Here is a 21165-nt window from a genome sequence, read left to right on the forward strand (position 1 = left end):
CCTCCGCCGCCGGGAACGGCGGTTCGGATCAGGCGGAACCCATCCCACGCGCGGAGGGGGGAGCGGTTCGTCGAGCGGCGGCCCGATGAGGCGGCGCGGCGGCTATATCGCGATCGAGGGCCCGATCGGCGTCGGCAAGACCAGCCTCGCGCACGCGCTGGGGCTACGGCTCGGCGCGCGGATCGTGCTCGAAGACACCGACTCCAACCCGTTTCTCGCCCGCTTCTACCAGGACTCTGAAAAGTACGCCTTCCCGGTCCAGCTCTACTTCCTGCTGACCCGCTACAATCAGCAGCGCCAGCTCGCCCAGCAGGATCTTTTCGCGCAGGCCACGGTCAGCGACTACCTCCTTGCCAAGGACCGCATCTTCGCCCGCCTCAATCTCAGCCCCGACGAGCTCGCGCTCTATGAGGGCGTCTATCGGTTGCTCGACGAGCGGATCGCGAAGCCCGACCTGGTGGTCTATATCCGCGCCGGCGTCGAGGTCCTGGCCGAGCGGCTGCGCAAGCGCAACCGTTCCTTCGAGCGCCACATCAGCATGGAGTATCTCGAACGGGTCTCCGCCGCCTACCGCGACTTCTTCTTCTATTACGACGAGACGCCCCTGCTGGTGGTCGACACTTCAGAGATCGATTTCGTGGCCGAGCCCGGCGACCTCGACGACCTGATGCGCGAGATCGACCGCACAGGGGCGGGCACGCAGTACTACGTCCCGCGCAAGCGCTAGGCGCCGTGTGCGGCCCGAAACGCGTCCTCGATCTGCGCGGCCAGGCGCAGATCCTTCTCCGTCACGCCGCCCTCGCTGTGAGTCGAGCAGCTGAACGTAATCCGGGTGTAGTTGATCTGCACGTCCGGATGGTGGTCAATGGCCTCGGCCATCTCCGCCACCCGGTTGAGGAAGCGGATCCCGTCCATGAATTCGTTGAAGCGGTAGAGCTTGCGGATGGCGTTGTCCTTGAACTCCCATCCGGGCAGCGCGCCAAGCCGCCGCTCGATCTCGGCCGTCTGGAGCTTCGCCATAGGGGGCCTCCTCGGTTTGCGCGTCGGGCCGCGGCGGCCGGATGCGCCGCGTCCTTGCGCAAGGGCTCCACCCCATATTAGACAACACCCGCACCGCCGACGCGCAACCGGCGGCCCCATGCTCGGGGCCGGCCGCGGCGGAGCTCTCGGGAGATGCGTGATGAAACAGCGCGACGCTATAAGGATGACGCCCGAGGAGGCGTGGGCCTACCTCAGGGCGCATCACAACTGCGCGCTGGCGACCAACGGCCACGATGGTTATCCGCACGTCGTTGCCATGTGGTATACGGTCAGCGACGGTGCGGTCGTGATGACGAGCTACGCCAAGGCGCAAAAGATCCGCAACCTGCGCCGCGACCCGCGCGCCACCGTGCTGGTCGAGAGCGGCCACAAGTACAAGGAGCTGCGCGGCGTGATGGTGCGCGGACGGGTCGAACTGGTCGAGGGGCCGGAGGCAGTGAACGAGGTCCTGCGCCTGGTCGGCGCCGATCCGGAGCGTCCGGGCGAGGTGCCGCGACGCAATGAAGCGGCGATCCGGCGTGCGCAGAAGCGGATCGTGATCCGGCTCCGACCCGAGCGCTGGGCGAGCTGGGACCATTCGAGGATCGTGGGCGATTACTGACATCTTCTGAGTGGGTATGGAATCGGCTGCGCCGGCGCGCCGCCGCACGAACAAACCCGAAATACAAGGAAATCCGCGATGGCGAACAAGTACGTGACCGACGAGGTCCGAAAGCAGATCGGCAGCCAAACCGAGCCGCGCGTGGTCGAGATCGAGCGTGGCGCGATCCGCCGCTTCGCCCAGGCGATCGGCGACCCCAATCCGCTGTTCAACGACGAAGCGGCCGCGCGCAAGACGCGCTTCGGCGGAATGATCGCGCCGCCCACCTTCTGCCGTTCGCTGGGCGGCGAAATCCCCGACATCAAGATCGACATGCCCGAGTTCCGCGGACTCGACGGCGGCTCGGAGTGGGAATATTTCGAACCGATCCGACCGGGCGACCGAATCACCGTGGTCTCGAAGATCGCGGACATCCGCGAAAGCGCCGGGCGGCTCGGCCCGATGGTCTTCATCGTGGTCGAGCACAGCTACACCAACCAGTTCGGCGAGCTCTGCGCGCTCCAGCGCTCGACCGTGATCCGCTACTGAGCTGGCGCGGGCGCGCGAGGGAGGAATCTAAGATGGCGAAGCAAACGTACTGGGAAGATGTCGAAGTCGGCAGCGAAGTTCCGGCGCTGGAGAAGAATCCGACTACCCAGCAGCTCGTCAAGTACGCGGGGGCTTCCGGCGATTTCTACCAGATCCACTACGACAAGGACTTCGCGCTCAAGAACAACCTGCCCGGCGTGATCCTGCACGGCGCGCTCAAGAACGGCTTCCTGGCCCAGATGATGACCGATTTCGCCGGCACCGGCGGATGGCTGCGCAGGCTCGCGGTGCAGTATCGCGGGATGGACCTGCCCGGCTCCAAGGTCGTGTGCAGGGGCAAGGTGACAAAGAAGTACGCGCAGGGCAACGACCACATGGTTGACTGCGAGATCTGGCTGGAGAACGCCAAGGGCGAGAAGACCACCTTGGGCAGTGCGACCGTGATCCTGCCCGTCCGCGCCGCCCATTGAGCGTCGGAAGCGCCGCCCGCCTATCCCGTCTGCGGCGCACAGGGCATACAATCTCAGCGAGCCCTGCGGCCGGAGGGCAGTTGAGGTCGCGATGGCGCCGCGGCGCGAATTTACTCCCCGTTCAGTCGAGGCCGAGGACGTGCGGCTGGGCCGCGTTGATCCGCACTACGCCAAGACGCTGATCCGTCTGCTTGCCGCGCATGCACTGGCCGAAAAGCTGACCGCGCTGGGCTACCAGCGCGCGCTCGAGGCGCTCGCCGACGAGGCGCTGCGCCCGGTTGTGGAAAAAAACCTCCGCGAGGAGCGCCGCCACGCGGCGCTGGTGTATCGTGCGCTCGGCGAGATCGGCGTGAGCCAGACCGAGGCCGACCGGGCGATGATGCCGGCGCTCAAGGCGCCGTCGTTCGAGGCGCCGCTGCGCTTTGCCCGCCGCGCCGCCGGCGCCCTCGATCTGCTGATGGCCTCGCTCAGCCTCGACATGACCGGCCTTATCATGATCGGGATTAACTACAAGGACTCCAGCTATGCGCCGCATGCGCAGGCAGCCGAGCGAATCCTCGAAGAAGAGGCCGAGCACGAGATGTTCGGGGCCGGCGAGCTGGCGCGCGCGGTCGAACGATGCGGGTGCGAGGCGGTGGGCGAAGCGCTGCGCGGATGGCTGCCGGCGGCGGTCAACTTTTTCGGTCCGCCGGGCAGCGGTTTCACCTACGACTGTTTGCGCTTCGGACTCAAGGCGCGCGACAACGACGAGTTGGCCGAGTTGTATCTGTCGATGCTCGAACGGCGGCTCAGCCACCTCGGGATCGAGCTGCCCAAGCTGACCCGCGGCTACCCCCACGCGCTTGCCTGAGGAGCGCAAGCTCGACCCTTGCGGGCCTTGGCGCGCGGCCGAGCTAATCCGCAGCCAAGCTTCCTCTAGGTTAGCCCGCTCGCATCGTTGGGCGCTGCCCGGCCGCGGCGGCCGGCTGCGCGCGGCGGCGCAGCATATACACCGGCAGTCCGCTCAGCGCGATCAGCAGCCCCGGCCAGGTGTACCGCGGCTTGACCACCAGCAGGTCACCCATCAGCAAGAGCGTCGCCACGATGTAAGCCGCGGGCAGCCATGGATAGCCCCAAGCGCGGTAGGGGCGCGGCGCGTCAGGCAGCCGCAGGCGCATCACGAACACCGCCGCCACCGTGACCACATAGAACAGGAGCTGGGCGAATATCACGTAATCCAGCAACTCCGAGTAGGTGCCCGAAAGCGTCAGCGCGGCCGCCCACGCCGCCTGCATTAGCAGCGCCGCGGCGGGCACACGCGCCCGATTGAGCCGGGCAGCGGCGGCAAAGAACACGCCGTCATGCGCCATCGCGAACAGCACGCGCGCGCCCGTCAGGATCAGCCCGTTGGCGCATCCGAAGGTCGAAACCATCACAAGCACGGCCGTTATCACGGCGCCTGCCCTGCCCCAAACCATCTGCATCGCTGAGGCGGCGACGCGGTCGCGCGGCGCGCCTGCTATACCGAGGGCGAAGACCTGCCCCTTGACAGCGCCGGCAGGCAGAACGTGGCCGCCAGCGGCCGGCAACTCGCACAGGTAGGCGACATTGGTCAGGACGTAAAGCGCGATAACAATGCCGGTGCCGGCGGCGAGCGCGCGTGGCAGATCGCGCCGCGGATTGCGCACCTCGGCGGCGGCGAACGTGACGGTCGCCCATGCGTCGGCCGAGAACAACGCGCCCACCATCGCGGCGCCGAACGCCGCGGCAAGACCCGCCGATGATCCATCGCTGGCGAAGAATCCCCGCAGGAAGTTGATCTCGACCGCGGCACGATTGGGTGCAATCACGCAGCCGAGCAGGATTATCAGCCCGAGCGAAAGCACCTTGGCGCTGGTGAAGAGGTTCTGCACCGCGCGCCCCATGTCGAGGCCGCGCAGGTTGACCGCGGTGAGCAGGACGATCACCGCGATCGCACCGGCGCGCTCGGCGTCCAGCCCCACACCCTGCCATCCGAGCCACATCGGTCCGCCCAGCGCCGGCCACAGCACGGCGCCGAAGCGCGCAAAGGCCACCGCGACGGCTGCGATCGTGCCGGTCTGGATCACCAACAGCAGTGTCCATCCGTAAAGGAACGCCCACAGGCCGCCGTATGCCTCGCGCAGAAAGACGTACTGGCCCCCGGCATGCGGCATCATCGCCGCCAGTTCGCCATAGGCGAGCGCGCCGACGATCGTCATCACGCCCGCGACAACCCATACGGCGAGCAGCGCCGCCGGCGAGCCGACGTGACGTACGATGTCGGCCGAGACGATGAAGATTCCCGAGCCGATCATTGAGCCGGCGACGATGGTCACCGAATCGAAGAGCGAAAGCTCCGGCCGAAGCCCGCCCCTATCAGCCGTTGCCGCCGCCTCGTCCATACTCCGCCTCCCGGGCGGCGATTCGGCGGCCAAACGCGCGAAGACCCTCCGGACGCCACCTGCGTTGATTTAAGCGGAAAATGGGACTTAGCTCATCAGTGGAGCAGGCGTCGGAAAGTTCGAGCGCGACGCTGCCCGAAGGAGGTTGTCAATCGATGGCAGCCAAGAAGCGAGTCTCGCGGGCGCGCAAAGCTAAGCCCAAGGCGAGGCCGGGCAACGCAAAGGCCTCAAGCGGCCAAATAGCTCGGCTCGCCGCAACCGTACAAAACCTGCGCACCCGGCTGGTCGAGGAGGCGCGCCGGCGTAAACTTGACCAACGGCTGTTGGCTGAAGCTAAGCGTGCGCGCGCCCGAGTGGCCCAGCAGATCTCGGCGCTGCGCGCGCAAGGAGCCAAGCTCGCAAAACAGCTCCAGCGCGCCGCGCGCGACGCGAACGCCCGCGAGGCGGCGCGCCAAGCCGCGCTGGCCAAGATAACCGAGTTGCGCGATGAGCTGCGGCGCAAACGCGAGGAAGTACGCCGGACCTCTGCCGAGCTGGCGAAACTGGCGCGCGAATCGGCCGCCCGCGCACGTAACATTATGCAAGGCGGAGGGCTTGCGGCGGAAACGCCAGCCGAATCCGAGCCCACCTCGGCCGCGCCTCAGGACGGGCCGGTGTCCGAAAAGCCGTCGACCTAGACGCCGCCACAGAGCCGCGAATGTCGGCGGACGCTCTCTTGCGTGGCGCGGTCCAGCGCTTCGAGTACTGGCGCTACGACTGAAAGGCTTCGCGCGCGGCGCGCCAGGCGAACAGGCCCGGCGCGCCGCGGCGCAATAGGTTGAAACCCGCGGTTAGCTGCGCATTCGCCCTAGGGTGCGGCTGGCGAGGCAGCGGGGCTCGCTTCGGCAGGGGCGCCGGCCGGAGGAGCGGCTTCGCCGCCGGCAGGGCTTGCCTCGGCAGCGGGACTAGCGGCCGACTCGGGCGCGGGCTGCTCGCTCTTCTGACAAGCCATCGCCGCGAAGAACATGGGGATCAACGCCAGAACCAGATACTTGCGCATCGCTACCTCCTTGATACCGGGTTGCCGCGCCAAAATACTTCAGTGCCAGTATGTAGTTCAAGCGCGCAAGTCCTGCGCAGGAGACGGATTTTAACCGCGCGGCGCATAAAATTTTGCGTCCGCCAGCAGAGCATGTAATATAGCGGGCGAATCGGTACAGGAGGCTGGGGCTGTGGTGGCGCGTCGTCGTCTCAATCTTTCGACGGGTTTGCTCAAGCCCGGCGGAGCTGAACGGGTAGTCGAACCAGAGTTAGACATGCAGCGTCGTGGGCCGCAGGAGCCGGCGATGGCCTCGCGGTTCGTCGAGCTGGTGCGCTGGCTCGCGCCGCATGCGCGGCCGACCGGCTCGCCGATGCGTTCGGTGGCGCGCGAGATCGAGGAGCTGTGGCCGTCGCGCGAGCGCTAGCTCATCGCGCCGGGTGCAACTATCGCCCGGTGAGACCTTATTGATGGACGAGATCGTCCGCATCTCTACTGGTGCGCCCTGGGAACCGGTTTTCGGCTACTCGCGCGCCGTGCGCGCCGGCGACTGGGTGATGGTCTCGGGAACCACTGGCCTCGACCACAGCGGCCAGTTGGTCGGCAAGGGGCAGATGTACGTGCAGGCGCGTCAGGCGATTGAAAATATCGCCGGGGCGCTGAGCCGGATGGGCCTGGGCCTGGACCGGGTGGTGCGCACGCGCGTCTTTGTGACCACGCTGGAGCGTTTCGGCGACCTTGCGCGCGCCCATCAGGAGATGTTCGGCGCGGCGCCGCCCGCCTCCACCGTCGTCCAGGTTACCCGGCTCGTCCATCCGGACATGCTGGTGGAAATCGAGGCCGACGCCTGGGCCGGGACCGCAAGCGCTTCGCTGAGCGCGGGCACGTCGGCATTGGCCGCCAAAGCGCGCGCGCCGCGCAAAGCCAAGGCCGCGCCAGCGCAGGACCGGCGAAAATCAGCCGCCCGCCGCCGCTAGCCAACCTGCGTCGCCGCGTTCCCAACGCGCGCAGCGCGAAGGGTCAGATGCTAATTGCGCACCGTGTGGATCAGGTGATGGTGCGGGGTGGGGCTGAGCGCCGAGGCGAACGCGCGCGAGGCGGCGGCGACGTAGGGCTGCGGGAAAAGCCCGATGAGGATAGTGCCTAGCGCGGCCACCGCCAGCGTGGCGACCAGCGCGGGGCGCGCACCCAGCACAACCGGTTCGGCGCCGCCCTCCTGCACGTACATCGCCACGATCACTGCGAGATAGTAGTAGGCCGACACCACGCTGTTGAGCACGGCGATTATAACCAGCCACACCAGGTGGGCGTCGAGCGCAGCGGCGAAGACGTAAAATTTGCCGAAGAACCCCGCCAGCGGCGGCACGCCGGTCAGCGACAGCATGAACATCGCCATCGCGGCGGCCAGTGCCGGATGACGCCGGGCGAGGCCGCGGTAGTCGGCGATATCGTCGCGGATTGCGCCGCGGCGCTCGAGCGCGACAACCACCGCGAAAGCGCCGAGATTGGTGAAGGCGTAGCCGAGCAGATAATAGAGAATCGCGCCGCCGGCGCGCGGGGAATCGGCCGCCGCCATCCCGACCAGCACGTACCCCGCGTGCGCGATCGCCGAGTACGCGAGCATCCGCTTGATGTTGGTCTGCACCAGCGCGGCGAAGTTGCCCACCGTCATCGTCAGCGCCGCGACCACCCACAGCACCATCGTCCATTGCGGGCCGAGCGGCCCCAAGTGGGCCATGAAAATGCGCGCGAAGGCAGCGAAGGCGGCCAGCTTGACTCCCACCGCCATCAGGCCGGTGACCGGCGTGGGCGCCCCCTCGTAGGCGTCGGGGGTCCACATATGGAAGGGCACCGCGGCCACCTTGAAGGCAAAGCCGATGAGCAGGAGGCCGACGCCGGCGAGTAGCAGCGCGTTGTCCGTGGTGGGACGCGAGAGCGCCGCCTCGATCGGTTGGAGCTTGATCGAGCCGGTCGCGCCGTAAATCAACGCGATTCCGTAGAGCAGGAAGCCGGTGGAAAACGCGCCGAGCAGGAAGTACTTGAGCGCGGCCTCGTTGGAGCGCGGGTCGCGGCGCATGAAGCCGGCCAGCGCGTAAACCGCGATCGACATCGTTTCGAGGCCGAGGAAGATCACGATCAGGTCGTCCGCCGCCGCCATCAGCATCATCCCCAGCGCGGCGAACATCAGCAGAGCGTAGTACTCGGCGCCGGCCAGCTCCTGGTCGGACGCGTAATCGAGCGACATCAGCGCCGTCATCGCGGCGGCGAACAGAATCAACAGTTCGAAGTAGGCGGTGTAATCGCCGGTGGAGAGCGCACCCGAAAAGAAAACCTCGGAGACGTTGCCCGACAGGAAGAGCGCAAGGATGCCGGCGACGGCGAACAGCGCGATCGACAGCACGCCCAGCGCGCCGCTGTCCTCGTCGTCAACCTGCACACCGGCCAGCAGCACTCCCATCGCACCCGCCGCGACCACCACCAGCGGCAGCAGCGGCATCCAGGCGAAGTTGATTACGCTCCAGTCGAACTGGGTCATTTGGCGGCCATCGATACGCGCGCGGACCGCGCGGCGGACGGGCTTTCCAGCAGAGCGGCGAGAGCCCGCGGACGGCGCTCGCGCTCCAGGCGCGCCTGGGCCACGCGAACGCGCCCGAGCACGGCGTTGACCGACGGCTCCATCCGGCTGAGCAGCGGACGCGGATAGAGTCCCATGAACAGCATCAGTGCGATCAGCGGCGCCAGCACCGCGATCTCGCGCGCGCCGAGGTCGCGGATAGTCGCGTTGACCGCCTTTTTGATCGGTCCGAACATCACTCGCTCATAGGCATAAAGCATGTAGAGCGCGCCGAGAATCAGGCCCAGGACGCCGAGCGCGGCGGCCAGCGATTGGCTGAGATAGGTCCCCAGCAGGATCAGGAACTCGCCGACGAAGCCGTTGAGCCCGGGCAATCCGATCGACGAAAGCATCACGACCATGAATACCCCGGCGAAGATCGGCACGCTGTGCCAGAGCCCGCCAAACTCGGAAATCTCGCGCGTGTGGCGGCGCAGGTAAATCATCCCGACCAGCAAAAACAGCGCGCCGGTCGAGACTCCGTGGTTGAGCATCTGGTATAGCGCGCCCTCCATCCCCTGCGGGTCGAGCGCGAAGATGCCGAGCATCACGAACCCCAGATGGCTGACCGAAGAGTAAGCGACCAGCCGCTTGAGGTCCGGTTGGACCATCGCGACCAGCGCCCCGTAGATGATCCCGACGACCGCCAGCGCCAAAAACAGCGGCGCCGCCTCGACCGCGACCTCCGGAAACAGCGGGATCGCGAAGCGCAGGAAGCCGTAGGTCCCCATCTTCAGCATCACGCCGGCCAGAATCACCGAACCGGCGGTGGGGGCCTCGGTGTGTGCGTCGGGCAGCCACGTATGCACCGGCCACATCGGGACTTTGATCGCAAAGGCGAGTGCAAAGGCCGCAAACAGCCAGCGCGCGGCCTCGTGGCTGAGCGGCACGCCATAAAGGTCGGGCAGGTCGAAGCTCAGATGGCCGAGATGGGCGCGGGCGGCCGCGACCAGGTACAGGATCGCGACCAGCATCAGGATGGAGCCGAGCATGGTGTACAGGATGAACTTGAAAGCGGCGTAGACCTTGCGCCCGTGCCCCCAGATCCCGATGAGGAAGTACATCGGGATGAGCATCACCTCCCAGAACACGTAGAACAGGAAGAGGTCGATCGCGAGCAGCGCGCCCAGAAGCCCGGTTTCGAGCAGCAGCATGAAGAAGCAGAACTCGCGCGGACGGGTCTCGATGTCGCCGCCGCCCGAGTACAGCAGCGACAGCGTGAACAGGATCGTGGTGAGGAGAACGAGAAAGAGGCTAATGCCGTCGGCGCCGAGATGGTAGGAAATGCCGAATTCGGGGATCCACTGCGCGCGCTCGACGAACTGGTAGCCGGCCTGGGTCGGGTCGAAGGCGGCGAACAGGTAAAACGAGATCGCGAGCGGGAGCAGCGAGAAGATGAAGGCGGCGCGCCAGGTCGCGCGCGCCTCGGGCTGCACCAGCACGAACAGTGCGCCCAGCAGCGGGGTGAAAATCAGCGCGCTGAGCCAGTACACGCCCATCAGCGCACCATCACCAGGTAAACGTAGTAGGCGACGATCGCCACCGCGCCGAGCAGATAGACGAAGGCGTAGACCTGCACATTGCCGGTGGCTGAGCGGCGCATCGCTTCGCCACCCGCCTCGACGCCCAGGCCGGCGCCGTCGACGAGGCCGTCGATCACACCGCGATCGAGGCCGCGATTGAGCACGTCGGTCGCGCCCCAGAACAGCAAGCGCGAAAAGACCAGGTTGTAGAGCTCATCGACGTAATACTTGCGCACCAGCAACCGGTAAAGCGCGCTCAGGCTCTCGGCGATCCGGCCGGGCAGCGCGGGCGACTGGATGTAGAGGATGTAGGCGAGGAGGAAACCAACCGCCGTGGCAAGCATCGCCACTGCGCTGAGCGCGCCGCCGGACACCCCGCGCGCGGCCTCCTGCTGGAAGGTTCCGACCGACGGCGCGAGAAAATGTGTGAACGCGCCGCCCCATAGCCATCCTTCCGGCAGCTCGACCCATCCGCCGACAACCGAGAGCACGCCGAGGATAATGAGCGGCACGGCCATCACCGCCGGCGCCTCGTGAACGTGCTTGTCGGGGGCGACGCGCGAGCTGCCGTGGAAGGTCAGGAAGAGCAGGCGAAACATGTACAGGCTCGTCAGGCCGGCGGTGATCACGCCGAGCAGCCACAGCCAGTCGTCGCCGGCGGCGAAGACGCGCTCGAGGATCAGGTCCTTGGAGAAATAACCGGAGAAGCCGGGCACCGCGCTGATCGCGAGCGTCGCCGCCAGCATCGTGGCGTACGTCACCGGCATCCGGCGCCACAGCCCGCCCATCCGGTTCATGTCCTGCTCGCCGTCAAGCGCGTGGATGATCGCGCCGGCGCATAGAAAGAGCAGGCCCTTGAAGAAGGCGTGGGTCATGACGTGGAAGATACCGGCGGCAAATGCACCCGCGCCGACGGCCATGAACATGTAGCCGAGCTGGCTGATGGTGGAGTAGGCGAGCACGCGTTTGATGTCGGGTTGAACGATCGCGATGGTCGCGGCGAAGAACGCGGTGAGCATCCCGACCGTCGCGATGACGTGCATCGCCTGCGGCGACAGCACGTACAGGAAGTGCAGGCGGGCGACCATGTACACGCCCGCGGTCACCATCGTGGCCGCGTGGATCAGAGCGCTCACCGGCGTCGGACCGACCATCGCGTCGGGCAGCCATACGTAGAGCGGAATCTGCGCCGACTTGCCGGTCGCGCCGAAGAACAGCAGCAGGCCGGCCGTCGTCGCCACCGGCGCCAGAAATCGCGCGTTGTGCTCCATGCCTGGGAAGGTCACCGTCCACACGTTGTGTGCGGCGAGCGCGGCGATGATGGTCAGGATGCCGAGGATGAAGCCCGCGTCGCCGACGCGGTTGACGACGAAGGCCTTGCGCCCGTTGTAGGCGTACTGCTCGTTGCTGTACCAGAAGGCGATGAGCAGGTAGGAGCACAGCCCCACGCCTTCCCATCCGACGAACATCAGCAGCAGGTTGTCTGCCAGCACCAGCACCAGCATCGAGAGCGCGAACAGGTTCATGTAGGCGAAGTAGCGCGCGTAATCCTGGTCGTGGGCCATGTAACCGACGGAGTAGAGATGGATGAGCGCGCCGACGCCGCTGACCACCAGCGTCATTACCGCGCCGAGGGCGTCGAAGCGCAGGCCGATGAGCGCGTGGAAACGTCCGGCGACGATCCATTCCCACAGGATCACCCGCAGCGCGCCGCCCGCGGGCATCTTGAGCAGTTCGACGAACTGCCATACGGCTACCGCGAAGGCGGCGAAGATCACGCCGCTGCCGACCACGTTGACCGCCTGCCGTCCCGCGCGGCGGCCGAAGAAAATGTTGAAGACGACGCCGAGCGCCGGAAAGAGCAGGATCAATGCGAGCGGAGATCCGGTAGCCATCGCTCACCAGCGCAACAGGTTGAGTTCGTCGGCGTTGACCGTCTCGCGGTTGCGGAAGACCGAAATGATGATTGCCAGACCGACCGCCGCTTCGGCCGCCGCCACCGTCATCACGAAGAACACGATCGCCTGCCCGTCCATCGAACCAAGCCGCCGCCCGAGCGCGACGAAGGCGAGGTTAACCGCGTTGAGCATGATCTCAATCGACATGAAGATCACAATCACGTTGCGCCGCAGCAGCACACCGGCGACTCCGATCGCGAAGAGCACCGCGCTCAGCCCGACGAAATAGCTCACCGGAACCATCTCAGACGCCCTCCGGGCGCGTCGATTCGCCGCGCGCCGCAATACGCGCGCCCGGCTGCGCGATCGGAACGGAGCGCGGCGCGCCATCAGCCGGCGCGGGCGCGGCGTTCGCCTGCGCCGTATCGGTGATTGTCCGCGACGCCGGGAGCCGCCGGGCGAGAGCAACCGCGCCCACGATCGCGGCCAGCAGCAGCACCGAAGTCACCTCAAACGAGACCAGATATTCGGAAAACAGCGTCGTCGCGAGCTTGTCGATCGAGCCGTAGCCCTCGGGTACGGTGGCCTGCGCGCCCGCGGCGCTCGGCGCGTGCCACAACACGATGAATGCCTCGGCCGCCAGGGCCGCGCACAGCAGCGCGGCGAGCGCCTTGAGCAGGAGATGGCCGGGCGCGGTGCGCACCTCGGCCTGCAGATTCAACAGCCAGATCACGAACAGGAACAGGACCATGATCGCGCCGGCATAGACGATGATCTGCAGAAAGCCGACGGTCGGCGCGTGCAGCCCGATGAACATGATCGCGATCACGAGCAGGGTGACGACCAGCGCGAGCAGGCAGTGCACGGGGTTGCGCTGCGCGATGGTGCCCAGCGCGGAGATCACCGCCAGCGCGGCGAGAAAGATGAACAGCCCCAGCGGCATCTCAATGCGCTCCCGCGACCAGCACCACCACCAGCGCCGTCACCACCACGTTGGCAAGCCCCAGCGGCACCAGCCCTTTCCATCCCAGACGCATCAGCTGGTCGTAGCGGAAACGCGGCAGCGTCCAGCGCACCAGAATCTGGAGCCAGCAGAAGATGACGGTCTTCACCATGAACGAGACGACGCCGAGAATCGCGACTGCCACCTGCGGCAGCAGCAGCGTCGCGCCGCCGGGGAAGTGAAATCCGTCGCGATAGAGCCACGGCACCTGCCATCCGCCGAAGAAAAACACCGTGATCAGCACCGCGACCAGCACGATCTCGGCGAAATCGGTCATCATGAAGACCGCCTGCTTTCCGCCCGAGTACTCGGTGAAATAGCCGGCCACCAGCTCGGATTCGCCCTCGGGCAGGTCGAACGGCACCCGCTTGGACTCGGCCATCCCGGCGGTCAACAGCATCAGGAAGGCGACCGGCTGGAGGCAAATCCCCCACCGCGGCAGCCATCCGAACCACACCCCGCCCTGGGCGTGGCACATCGCCTGCAGGTCGAGCGTGCCGTAGGTCATCACCACCGAGATGATCGCCAGGCCCAGCCCGACCTCGTAGGAGATCATTTGCGCGCTGGCGCGGATGCCGCCGAGCAGTGCCCAGCGGTTGTTCGAGGCCCATCCGCCGAGCGCGATCCCGTACACGCCGATTCCGATCGTGGCCAGGATATAAAGCGCACCGACGTTGAGGTCAGCGGCCTGGAGCGTAATCGTGCGGTTGCCGATCTTCACGATGTCGCCGAAGGGCACCACCGCGAACGTGATCATGACAGGGAACAGCGCGAGGAATGGCGCCAGGCCGTGGAGGAACTTGTCCGCCCCGTCAGGCACGAAGTCCTCCTTGGTGAAGAGTTTGATCGGATCGGCGAGCAGCGTGTTGACCAAGCCGAGGTTAGGCAGGCCAAGGCGCTTGCCGAGACCAATGATCGCGGCGCGGTTGGCGCCGACCCGGTCCTGGATGAGCGCGCTGCCTTTACGCTCGAACCACAGCAGGACGCCTGCCAGGTTGAGCACCAGCAGCAGCACCACGATCGCCTTGACGGCGTCGATTATGAAATCAATCAGCACGGGCGGCCAGTTCGTCGATGAGCTTGGCGACGGATTCCTCGGTCAGATTTTCGTGGTAGCGCTCGTGATTTAGCTGGAGCACGGGCGCGGTGGCGCAGGACGCGATGCATTCGACCAGGCTGAGCGTGAACTTGCCGTCGGCGGTGGTATGGCCGGGCGCGATGCCGAGTTTGCGCTGGATACAGGCCACCACACGGTCCGCGCCGCGCAACCGGCACGACAGGTTGGCGCAGACTTCCAGGTGCCAGCGTCCGATCGGCGCGCGGTAGAACATGGAATAGAACGTGACCACGCCGTGGACGTGGGCGAGCGGCAGCTCCATCAGGCGCGCGACGTACTCCTCGACCGCGGGCGAGATCCAGCCGAACTCACGCTGGGCAATCCACAACGTCGGCAGCAATGCGGCCTGGCGTGTCGGATAGCGGGCGAGCAGCGCGCGATGCTCGTCGAGCGCGGCGGGTGAGAAGCAGACTTCGGACCTAGTCGCGACCGACTTCACTATAATCTGGCCTTCAAGCGGGAAGTTTTCCGACTTCGGGAATTCTTATGGCCGAGCCCGGAAACCTCAAGATAGCTAACGCAAATCACCGCCGCACGCCAGAGCGCGCGAGGGTCGGCGGCGGCGGCCAACTTGCGAGCGCGCGGCGGCTGGGTTATGGTCCGCCCGTCGGGCCGCGAACGCAAGAAAATTTGCCGTACCATTTATTCCCCATGTTGGCCGCTCACGCCCGTGGCATGACCACCGGCGACCGCGCATCCGTAAGATGAGAGTCATCGCGGGCGAGGCGCACGGGCGGCGCCTGCGTGCGCCGCGCGGGTTAGAGACGCGGCCGGCAACCGCGCGCGTGCGGGCCTCGATTTTCTCGCGCCTCGCCGCGCGTACCGAGCTTGCCGGCGCACGCGTGCTCGACCTCTTCGCCGGCAGCGGCTCGCTCGGTCTCGAGGCGCTCTCGCGCGGGGCGCGTCACGCCGTCTTCGTCGACTCCTCGCGCGCCGCCGCCGCCGCCATCCGCGACAACCTGCGCACGCTCGGCCTCGCCGAGCGCGCCGAGGTGATCGTCGCAGGCGTGGAAAGGGCGCTTGCCCATCTGCGCGCGCGCGGCGCGCGCTTCGACCTCGTCTTCATTGACGCGCCCTATCGCCACGATATCAGCGAGGCGGTGCTCGCGTTGCTTGCAGCGGGCGGGTTGCTGGAGGCGGGGGCGTGGGTGGTGGTGCGTCAGGCCGCGCGCGCGCCGCGGCCGGCGTCAGCGGGGCTGGAAGAGGCCAGCTGCGCGACCGTCAGCGACCATCGCATCGCCCTTTACCGCGCCCCCTTGTTGCGCTAGTTCGGATAAGCTCCTTGGAATGGTGATGCAAGTGAAGGACTCGAGACCCAGGTGTGCGATCTATCCGGGCACCTTCGACCCCATCCATCACGGCCACATCGACGTCATCCGGCGCAGCGTGGCGATCTTCGACGAAGTGATCGTGGCGGTGGCCTACAATCCGCACAAGGACCCCGCCCTGTTCACTCCCGACGAGCGCGTGGAAATGATCCGCGAGGCCATCCGCGACCTCGAGCCGCGCGCGCGGGTGGATAAGTTCAGCGGTTTGTCGGTCGATTACGCCCAGCGCATCGGCGCCCACGTGATCATCCGCAGCCTGCGCGCGGTCACCGATTTCGATTACGAATTGCAGATGGCGCACATGAACAAACAGATGTTCCCGCAGATCGAGACGGTGTTCCTGTTCGCCAATCCCAAGCTGTTCTTCACCGCCTCGCGGCTGATCAAGGAAGTCGCAAGCCACGGCAAGCGCCTGCCCGAGCTGGTGCCGGAGCCGGTGATGAACCGGCTGCGCGCCAAGCTCAAAATCGACTGAGCCCCGCGGCTCTGCTAGGCTCGAAGGCTCCGCGCGCCGCAAAGGCGGCGCGCGCGTTTGCCCCCAGGACCCACAGCGATGCTCAAGCTCAACCGCAGAGTGGCCGGGATCAAACCGTCGGCCACGTTGGCCGCCGACGCCCGCGCAACTGAACTAAGGGCCGCCGGCGTCGACGTCATCCCGCTCGCCGCCGGCGAGCCCGACTTCGACACCCCCGAGCGCATCAAGGAGGCCGCCCGCCGCGCGCTCGCCGAGGGCAAGACCAAGTACACCCCGGTCTCGGGCACCCGCGAGTTCAAGGAGGCGGTGCGCGTCAAGCTCAAGCGCGACAACGGCCTGGAGTACGAGCCCGCCGAGATCATGGCGTCCGCCGGCAGCAAGCCCGCCGAGTACAACGTCATCGGCAGCCTCTTCGACGAGGGCGACGAGGTTATCATCCCGACCCCGGCGTGGGTGAGTTTCGTCGCGATGGTGCAGTTGAGCGGCGCGACGCCCAAGCTCGTGCCCTGCGCGGAAAGCGACGGCTTTCTGCTCGATCCCGAGCGGCTGCGCCGCGCGATCGGCCCGCGCACGCGCGGGATCATAATCAACTCGCCCTCCAACCCGACCGGCGCGGTGTACGGCACCGAGGAGCTAGCCTCGCTGGGGCGGGTGCTCGCGGAATCGGACGTGTGGGTGATGTCCGACGATGCCTACGAGCACATCTCGTACGGCGGCGCGCGGATCCCGCATTTGTTCGAGGTCGAACCGCGGCTCAGGCAGCGCGGAATCGTCTTCAACACGCTGTCGAAGACCTATGCGATGACCGGCTGGCGGATCGGTTTTGCGGCCGGCCCGCGCGAGGTCATCGCCGCCGCGGTCCGCCTCCAGAGCCAGAACAGCGGCAACCCCAGTTCGATCGCCCAGGCCGCCGCGGTCGAGGCGCTGACCGGAGCACAGGACGAAGTGCATGCGATGGCGGCGGAGTTTCGCGCGCGGCGCGACCTGGTGGTCGAGCGCATCCGCCGGCTTGCCGGCTTCAGCCTGCCCAACGTGCCGGCCGGCGCCTTCTATGTCTTCCCCAACGTCTCGGCGCTGCTCAGGCGCCAGTACAAGGGTCGTCCGATCGGTGACGGCGACCGCCTGGCCGAGGTCATCCTCGACGAGGCCCAGGTTGCGATCGTGGGCGGCAACGACTTCGGCGCGCCCGAGCACGTGCGGATCTCCTACGCGACCTCGCGCGAGCAAATCAACCGCGCCTTCGACCGGCTCGACAAGCTGACCCACGAGCTCGCGCGCTAGCGGCGGGCGGCGGCCGCGTTGGCGGCAAGCCGCGTGACGAAATCCGCGGTGGTTTCGATCCCGACGCCCGCGCTGCCGAGGCCGGTAAGCGCGCGGCGGCGCGCGGCTTCGCTCGCCGCGCCCACCGCGTCGGCCAGGACCGTGACCCGCAGACCGCGGCCGAGCGCGCCCCTGGCGGTTGCACTCACGCACGCGTCGGCATAGACCCCGCACAGGACGACGCGGGTAATACGGCCGGTGCGCACGAAATTCACGAGGGCCGGATTGGCGAACGCGTCGCCGCCGCGCTTGGCGAAATAGGGCGCCGCGCCAAGCCGCCGCAGGCGCGGATCGAGCGCGGCGCCCGGCGTGCCGCGCAGCGCCGCGCCGTGGCGAAACCAGTTGCCCGGGATATCCCAGGGCGTGAACTCGTTGCCGACGTAGACTACCGCCATGCCCGACCCCCCGGCGGCCGCAATCGCGCGGTTGGCCGCGGCAAGCACGGGAGCGATTTGCTCGCGGGCGATCGGCATCCGCCCGTTCGGCTCAAGAAAGTCGACCTGGAGATCCAGCACGAGCAGCGCGCTGATCAGGCCGGCGCCGGCTTGTTTGCCCGCCGCGGTCATTGTCAGAGCAGATAAACGCCGCCCCGTGCAGAGTCAAATACGTGGGCGAAACGCCCGGCGGCGCGTGCGAATCATTAAACTTCGCGCGGAGGTCTTGGGTTCCCATCGTTTCCGCTTGACCGCGCGGGGCGCGCCCGTGAAAGTCTGGCCCTGGCGCGCGGACGATGGCTAGCGGCGAGTACGAGGCGAACAGACAAGGGGGGCTGCGTCCCGTGCGACGCCATCGATGGGACCTTACGCCGCGCCAGGCTATCGCCCTCCAGGCGCGGATGCGCGCGCGCCTGATCGTTCGCGGCGGACCGCGCTCGCCACGGCTCGTCGCCGGCGCCGACGTCGCCTACGACAAGGCGCGCGGGCGATGCTACGCGGCGGTGGTGGTGCTCAACCTGCCCGAGCTGCGCATGGTCGAGTACGCGAGCGCCGAACGCGCGGTGAGATTCCCCTACGTTCCCGGCCTGTTGAGCTTCCGCGAAGGCCCCGCGGTGCTCGCGGCGCTCGCCCGCCTGCGCCATCGCCCTGACCTGCTGATGTTCGACGCCCACGGCTACGCGCATCCGCGTCGCTTCGGCCTCGCCGCCCATCTCGGCTATTTGCTCGACGTCCCGTCGATCGGATGCGCCAAGTCGGTCCTGGTCGGCGAACACGGTGCGGTGGGATGCGAGGCGGGAAGTTTCGCGTGGCTGGTCGATCGCGGCGAGCGGGTCGGCGCAGCGCTGCGCACGCGCGCGGGCGTGCGCCCGGTGTATATCTCGCCGGGCCATCGCGTCGGCTTTCGCCAGGCGCTGCGGCTGGCCCTGATGGCGGTGGGGAAGTTTCGCGTGCCCGAGCCGACCCGGCTCGCCGACATCATGGTCGCGCGGCTCAAGCGCGAGGCCGCCGTTGCGAACGCCCCGGGCGCTACTGCGTTGCGGGCGCGCCGTTGAGAAAGCGGATCGTAAAGGTTGAACCCTTGCCCTTTTCGCTCGCGACCGAGATCTGCGCGCCGTTGAGCTCGAGGTATTTCCTGACCAGCGCGAGCCCCAGGCCGACGCCCTCGAACTTGCGGGTCAGGCTGCTGTTCTCCTGCGAGAAGGGCTCGAAGACATGGGGAACGAAGCGGGCGTCCATTCCGATCCCGCTGTCAGCGACGTCCAGGCATTGCACGCCCCCACTGTCGCAATACACGCGCATCGACACCGCGCCGCGCTCGGTGAACTTGATCGCATTCTGGAGCAGGTTGGTCAGCGCGTTGGACAGACAGTTCTCGTCGAACCTGACCACCGCCTCGGGGGTGTCGATGCGCGCCGAAAGTTCCAGCCCCTTGCGCGCGGCGAGCACCTTGAACTCGCCGAGCAGGCGGCCGGCAAAATCGCCGAGCCTGATCTCGCGCGGTGCCAGCTTGTAGCCGCCCGCCTCCATCTTGGAGATTTCGAGGATCGCGTTGATGGTTTCGAGCAGGCGGTTGCCGGCGCGGCGCACCGGCTCGCCGAATTCGCGCGCGCGCTCCTCGTCGCCCAGTTCGCCGAGCCGCTCCGCCATCAGGTCGGCGTAGCCAAGGACGATGTTGAGAGGGGTGTGGATCTCATGCGTCATGTTGGCAAGGAAGGCCGACTTCAGGCGCGAGGATTCGAGCGCCGCGTCGCGCGCCTCGGTCAATTCGCCAACCAGCATCCGGTAGCGCTCTTCGCTCTCGCGCAGCCGCTCGGCGCTGCGCTGCGCCTCGTCGTAGAGCTGGCGCAGATGCTGTTCGCGCAGGCGGCTGTAAATCAGTCCCAGCTCCTCGGCACAGTAGCCCCACAGCCGGCTGAAGCATAGTTGCACATAGATGGCGCGGCCTTCGGCGGCGCCGAGCACGTTCTGGATTTCCTTGGTGAGCGGCACGCGCAGCAGGCGCGCCGCGCCGAACAACGCCTCAATCGTGGCGCGCTGGCGCTCGGGCTCCTCGAGCTGGCTGCGAATGAGCTTCTCGATGAACCCCGAGTAAACCTCCAGCGCACCCTCTGGATCGCGCTCGGCCAGACGCTCGAAAAACCCGCTGAGTACCTCGGTGTTCAGCCCTTCCAGCGTCTGGCGCATGCGCGGAATTTTCTCGGCCGGCGCGTCGAGCCGGATCGCTTCGGCCCATCGGCGCGCCACCGCGCTGACATTGGGCTTCACATGGCGCGCGACTTCAGCCATCAGATCGCGTTCACGATCGTTGAACACCACGGGCGAGGGAGGCTTGTCGGCATGCGCAGCCATAGGCAACTTGGCCCGAGATTAGGACCTATCGGCGCACAAAGCAACTGCGTTAATAGTCAGTTAACCATTCTAAGTTAAAATTACTCTATTTAGAGTTTCAAGAAACAATATTGGCAATTTCGCTGAAGCGGGCCGCCAGCATCCGAAATCGCCTGTGTTCGTCAAGATTCGCCAGAGCCGGGCGATGTTGCGCACAAGGGCCGCGGCGGCAACACTCCGGGTTGACCGCCACTGCCTCGATCTGCGAATGACCATTGACGAAACCATCTCTCGACTCGCACACCAGGAGGAAGGGCGATGCCAATCTTCGAGCGCGCGGGCGTGTCGCTGTATTACGAGGAGTACGGCGCGGGCTATCCGCTGCTGCTGTTCGCGCCGGGCGGGATGCGCTCGAGTATCGAATTCTGGCGGCGCAGCCCCTTCGACCCGACCGCCGAGCTGGCGGCCGACTTCCGCGTAATCGCGATGGACCAGCGCAACGCCGGGCGTTCGCGCGCACCGCTCAGCGCGACCGACGGATGGGAAACCTATGCCGCCGACCATCTCGCCCTGCTCGACCATCTCGGCGTGCGCCGCGCCCATCTGATGGGCGGCTGCATCGGTTCCTCCTATTGCCTGGGCGTAATCAAGGCGGCGCCCGAGCGGGTCAGCGCTGCGGTGCTGCAAAACCCGATCGGGCTCAGCGCCGAGAATCGCAAGGCCTTCCACGAGATGTTCGACGGTTGGGCGGATGAGCTGAAGCAGGAGCGTCCCGGGCTTGACGACGCGGCGCTGCGCGCCTTTCGCGCGCGCATGTACGACGGCGATTTCGTCTTCGCGGTCTCGCGCGACTTCGTGCGCGGCTGCCAGACCCCGCTGCTGGTGTTGGCGGGCGACGATCTCTACCATCCGACGCCGATCGCGCAGGAGATCGCGCGGCTCGCACCCAGGGCCGAGCTGATTATGAAGTGGAAAACCCCCGACGCGACGCCGGCGGCCGTCGCGCGCGTCCGCGCCTTCCTCAAGGCGCACCAGTAGCGCGCGCTCGGCCGCCGCAGCGGC

General features: G+C 67.0%; 23 protein-coding genes. 12 read left to right on the forward strand and 11 right to left on the reverse strand.

The window, feature by feature from the left end:
- Positions 1-85 precede the first annotated feature (85 nt).
- Complete coding sequence (locus VFB33_02820; protein ID HZO80601.1) at positions 86-727, forward strand: deoxynucleoside kinase; 642 nt, start codon at positions 86-88, stop codon at positions 725-727.
- On the opposite strand, the gene VFB33_02825 is transcribed toward VFB33_02820, so the two are convergent.
- Positions 724-1020: a 4a-hydroxytetrahydrobiopterin dehydratase gene (locus tag VFB33_02825; GenBank protein ID HZO80602.1), complete on the reverse strand. Its 297-nt coding sequence runs from the start codon at positions 1018-1020 to the stop codon at positions 724-726. The genes VFB33_02820 and VFB33_02825 overlap by 4 nt on opposite strands.
- 160 nt (positions 1021-1180) lie before the next feature.
- Here VFB33_02825 and VFB33_02830 point away from each other — a divergent pair, with 160 nt between their 5' ends.
- From VFB33_02830 to VFB33_02845, 4 genes are all read left to right on the forward strand, one after another.
- Positions 1181-1642 carry a TIGR03618 family F420-dependent PPOX class oxidoreductase gene (locus VFB33_02830; GenBank protein ID HZO80603.1) on the forward strand — a complete coding sequence of 154 codons (462 nt, stop codon included), beginning with the start codon at positions 1181-1183 and terminating at the stop codon, positions 1640-1642.
- A gap of 78 nt (positions 1643-1720) precedes the next feature.
- On the forward strand, positions 1721-2170 hold the full coding sequence (locus VFB33_02835) for a MaoC family dehydratase N-terminal domain-containing protein (GenBank protein ID HZO80604.1): 450 nt from the start codon (positions 1721-1723) through the stop codon (positions 2168-2170).
- Positions 2171-2202: 32 nt separating this feature from the next.
- Positions 2203-2640, forward strand: a complete 438-nt coding sequence (locus VFB33_02840) for a MaoC/PaaZ C-terminal domain-containing protein (GenBank protein ID HZO80605.1) — start codon at positions 2203-2205, stop codon at positions 2638-2640.
- A gap of 91 nt (positions 2641-2731) precedes the next feature.
- Positions 2732-3490: a Phenylacetic acid catabolic protein gene (locus VFB33_02845; protein HZO80606.1), complete on the forward strand. Its 759-nt coding sequence runs from the start codon at positions 2732-2734 to the stop codon at positions 3488-3490.
- A 70-nt stretch (positions 3491-3560) separates the two neighbouring features.
- Here the strand turns inward: VFB33_02845 and VFB33_02850 are convergent, their stop codons facing one another.
- A complete protein-coding gene (locus VFB33_02850; protein HZO80607.1) occupies positions 3561-5042 on the reverse strand; it encodes an amino acid permease in 1482 nt (493 codons plus the stop codon).
- A 155-nt stretch (positions 5043-5197) separates the two neighbouring features.
- On the opposite strand from VFB33_02850, the gene VFB33_02855 reads away from it, so the two are divergent.
- Together VFB33_02855 and VFB33_02860 are read left to right on the forward strand one after the other, a co-directional pair.
- A complete protein-coding gene (locus tag VFB33_02855) occupies positions 5198-5719 on the forward strand; it encodes a hypothetical protein (protein ID HZO80608.1) in 522 nt (173 codons plus the stop codon).
- Between the two features lie 811 nt (positions 5720-6530).
- On the forward strand, positions 6531-7037 hold the full coding sequence (locus VFB33_02860) for a RidA family protein (protein HZO80609.1): 507 nt from the start codon (positions 6531-6533) through the stop codon (positions 7035-7037).
- 50 nt (positions 7038-7087) lie between these two features.
- Here VFB33_02860 and VFB33_02865 read toward each other — a convergent pair whose 3' ends face one another.
- The 7 genes from VFB33_02865 to VFB33_02895 are packed head-to-tail and all read right to left on the reverse strand — an operon-like array spanning position 7088 to position 14654.
- Positions 7088-8596, reverse strand: a complete 1509-nt coding sequence (locus tag VFB33_02865; GenBank protein HZO80610.1) for an NADH-quinone oxidoreductase subunit N — start codon at positions 8594-8596, stop codon at positions 7088-7090.
- Positions 8593-10173 carry an NADH-quinone oxidoreductase subunit M gene (locus VFB33_02870; protein ID HZO80611.1) on the reverse strand — a complete coding sequence of 527 codons (1581 nt, stop codon included), beginning with the start codon at positions 10171-10173 and terminating at the stop codon, positions 8593-8595. Before VFB33_02870 ends, VFB33_02865 begins: the two co-directional genes overlap by 4 nt.
- Positions 10173-12092, reverse strand: a complete 1920-nt coding sequence (gene nuoL, locus VFB33_02875) for an NADH-quinone oxidoreductase subunit L (protein HZO80612.1) — start codon at positions 12090-12092, stop codon at positions 10173-10175. The genes VFB33_02870 and nuoL overlap by 1 nt, the downstream gene beginning before the upstream one ends.
- A 3-nt stretch (positions 12093-12095) precedes the next feature.
- Positions 12096-12398, reverse strand: a complete 303-nt coding sequence (gene nuoK, locus VFB33_02880) for an NADH-quinone oxidoreductase subunit NuoK (protein ID HZO80613.1) — start codon at positions 12396-12398, stop codon at positions 12096-12098.
- A gap of 1 nt (position 12399) precedes the next feature.
- Positions 12400-13038 carry an NADH-quinone oxidoreductase subunit J gene (locus VFB33_02885; GenBank protein ID HZO80614.1) on the reverse strand — a complete coding sequence of 213 codons (639 nt, stop codon included), beginning with the start codon at positions 13036-13038 and terminating at the stop codon, positions 12400-12402.
- A 1-nt stretch (position 13039) separates the two neighbouring features.
- Positions 13040-14155, reverse strand: coding sequence for a complex I subunit 1 family protein (locus tag VFB33_02890; GenBank protein ID HZO80615.1), 1116 nt, complete (start codon positions 14153-14155; stop codon positions 13040-13042).
- Complete coding sequence (locus VFB33_02895) at positions 14145-14654, reverse strand: NAD(P)H-dependent oxidoreductase subunit E (GenBank protein HZO80616.1); 510 nt, start codon at positions 14652-14654, stop codon at positions 14145-14147. The genes VFB33_02890 and VFB33_02895 overlap by 11 nt, the downstream gene beginning before the upstream one ends.
- 265 nt (positions 14655-14919) lie before the next feature.
- Here VFB33_02895 and rsmD point away from each other — a divergent pair, with 265 nt between their 5' ends.
- The 3 genes from rsmD to VFB33_02910 all read left to right on the forward strand — a co-directional run bounded on the left by rsmD (position 14920) and on the right by VFB33_02910 (position 17299).
- A complete protein-coding gene (gene rsmD, locus VFB33_02900) occupies positions 14920-15483 on the forward strand; it encodes a 16S rRNA (guanine(966)-N(2))-methyltransferase RsmD (protein HZO80617.1) in 564 nt (187 codons plus the stop codon).
- Between the two features lie 31 nt (positions 15484-15514).
- On the forward strand, positions 15515-16018 hold the full coding sequence (coaD, locus tag VFB33_02905) for a pantetheine-phosphate adenylyltransferase (protein HZO80618.1): 504 nt from the start codon (positions 15515-15517) through the stop codon (positions 16016-16018).
- Between the two features lie 78 nt (positions 16019-16096).
- On the forward strand, positions 16097-17299 hold the full coding sequence (locus VFB33_02910) for a pyridoxal phosphate-dependent aminotransferase (GenBank protein ID HZO80619.1): 1203 nt from the start codon (positions 16097-16099) through the stop codon (positions 17297-17299).
- On the opposite strand, the gene VFB33_02915 is transcribed toward VFB33_02910, so the two are convergent.
- Complete coding sequence (locus VFB33_02915; protein HZO80620.1) at positions 17296-17904, reverse strand: isochorismatase family cysteine hydrolase; 609 nt, start codon at positions 17902-17904, stop codon at positions 17296-17298. The two genes, VFB33_02910 and VFB33_02915, sit on opposite strands and share 4 nt — an antisense overlap.
- A 164-nt stretch (positions 17905-18068) precedes the next feature.
- Here VFB33_02915 and nfi point away from each other — a divergent pair, with 164 nt between their 5' ends.
- Positions 18069-18827 (forward strand): deoxyribonuclease V, encoded by a 759-nt coding sequence (gene nfi / locus VFB33_02920; protein HZO80621.1) that lies wholly within the window; start codon positions 18069-18071, stop codon positions 18825-18827.
- Here nfi and VFB33_02925 read toward each other — a convergent pair.
- Positions 18802-20124: a HAMP domain-containing sensor histidine kinase gene (locus VFB33_02925; GenBank protein ID HZO80622.1), complete on the reverse strand. Its 1323-nt coding sequence runs from the start codon at positions 20122-20124 to the stop codon at positions 18802-18804. The genes nfi and VFB33_02925 overlap by 26 nt on opposite strands.
- A gap of 297 nt (positions 20125-20421) precedes the next feature.
- Here VFB33_02925 and VFB33_02930 point away from each other — a divergent pair, with 297 nt between their 5' ends.
- Positions 20422-21141, forward strand: coding sequence for an alpha/beta hydrolase (locus VFB33_02930; protein ID HZO80623.1), 720 nt, complete (start codon positions 20422-20424; stop codon positions 21139-21141).
- Positions 21142-21165 lie beyond the last annotated feature (24 nt).

This window comes from Candidatus Binataceae bacterium, assembly GCA_035650475.1.
Classification (GTDB): domain Bacteria; phylum Desulfobacterota; class Binatia; order Binatales; family Binataceae; genus JAKAVN01.

Coding starts and splice junctions, on each gene's coding strand:
- VFB33_02855 (HZO80608.1), top strand. CDS start 5,198: ATGGCAGCCAAGAAGCGAGTCTCGCGGGCGCGCAAAGCTAAGCCCAAG.
- VFB33_02830 (HZO80603.1), top strand. CDS start 1,181: ATGAAACAGCGCGACGCTATAAGGATGACGCCCGAGGAGGCGTGGGCC.
- VFB33_02825 (HZO80602.1), bottom strand. CDS start 1,020: ATGGCGAAGCTCCAGACGGCCGAGATCGAGCGGCGGCTTGGCGCGCTG.
- VFB33_02870 (HZO80611.1), bottom strand. CDS start 10,173: ATGGGCGTGTACTGGCTCAGCGCGCTGATTTTCACCCCGCTGCTGGGC.
- VFB33_02885 (HZO80614.1), bottom strand. CDS start 13,038: ATGCCGCTGGGGCTGTTCATCTTTCTCGCCGCGCTGGCGGTGATCTCC.
- VFB33_02820 (HZO80601.1), top strand. CDS start 86: ATGAGGCGGCGCGGCGGCTATATCGCGATCGAGGGCCCGATCGGCGTC.
- VFB33_02915 (HZO80620.1), bottom strand. CDS start 17,904: ATGACCGCGGCGGGCAAACAAGCCGGCGCCGGCCTGATCAGCGCGCTG.
- rsmD (HZO80617.1), top strand. CDS start 14,920: ATGAGAGTCATCGCGGGCGAGGCGCACGGGCGGCGCCTGCGTGCGCCG.
- nfi (HZO80621.1), top strand. CDS start 18,069: ATGGCTAGCGGCGAGTACGAGGCGAACAGACAAGGGGGGCTGCGTCCC.
- VFB33_02930 (HZO80623.1), top strand. CDS start 20,422: ATGCCAATCTTCGAGCGCGCGGGCGTGTCGCTGTATTACGAGGAGTAC.
- VFB33_02910 (HZO80619.1), top strand. CDS start 16,097: ATGCTCAAGCTCAACCGCAGAGTGGCCGGGATCAAACCGTCGGCCACG.
- VFB33_02865 (HZO80610.1), bottom strand. CDS start 8,596: ATGACCCAGTTCGACTGGAGCGTAATCAACTTCGCCTGGATGCCGCTG.
- nuoK (HZO80613.1), bottom strand. CDS start 12,398: ATGGTTCCGGTGAGCTATTTCGTCGGGCTGAGCGCGGTGCTCTTCGCG.
- VFB33_02850 (HZO80607.1), bottom strand. CDS start 5,042: ATGGACGAGGCGGCGGCAACGGCTGATAGGGGCGGGCTTCGGCCGGAG.
- VFB33_02840 (HZO80605.1), top strand. CDS start 2,203: ATGGCGAAGCAAACGTACTGGGAAGATGTCGAAGTCGGCAGCGAAGTT.
- VFB33_02925 (HZO80622.1), bottom strand. CDS start 20,124: ATGGCTGCGCATGCCGACAAGCCTCCCTCGCCCGTGGTGTTCAACGAT.
- VFB33_02860 (HZO80609.1), top strand. CDS start 6,531: ATGGACGAGATCGTCCGCATCTCTACTGGTGCGCCCTGGGAACCGGTT.
- VFB33_02835 (HZO80604.1), top strand. CDS start 1,721: ATGGCGAACAAGTACGTGACCGACGAGGTCCGAAAGCAGATCGGCAGC.
- VFB33_02845 (HZO80606.1), top strand. CDS start 2,732: ATGGCGCCGCGGCGCGAATTTACTCCCCGTTCAGTCGAGGCCGAGGAC.
- nuoL (HZO80612.1), bottom strand. CDS start 12,092: ATGGCTACCGGATCTCCGCTCGCATTGATCCTGCTCTTTCCGGCGCTC.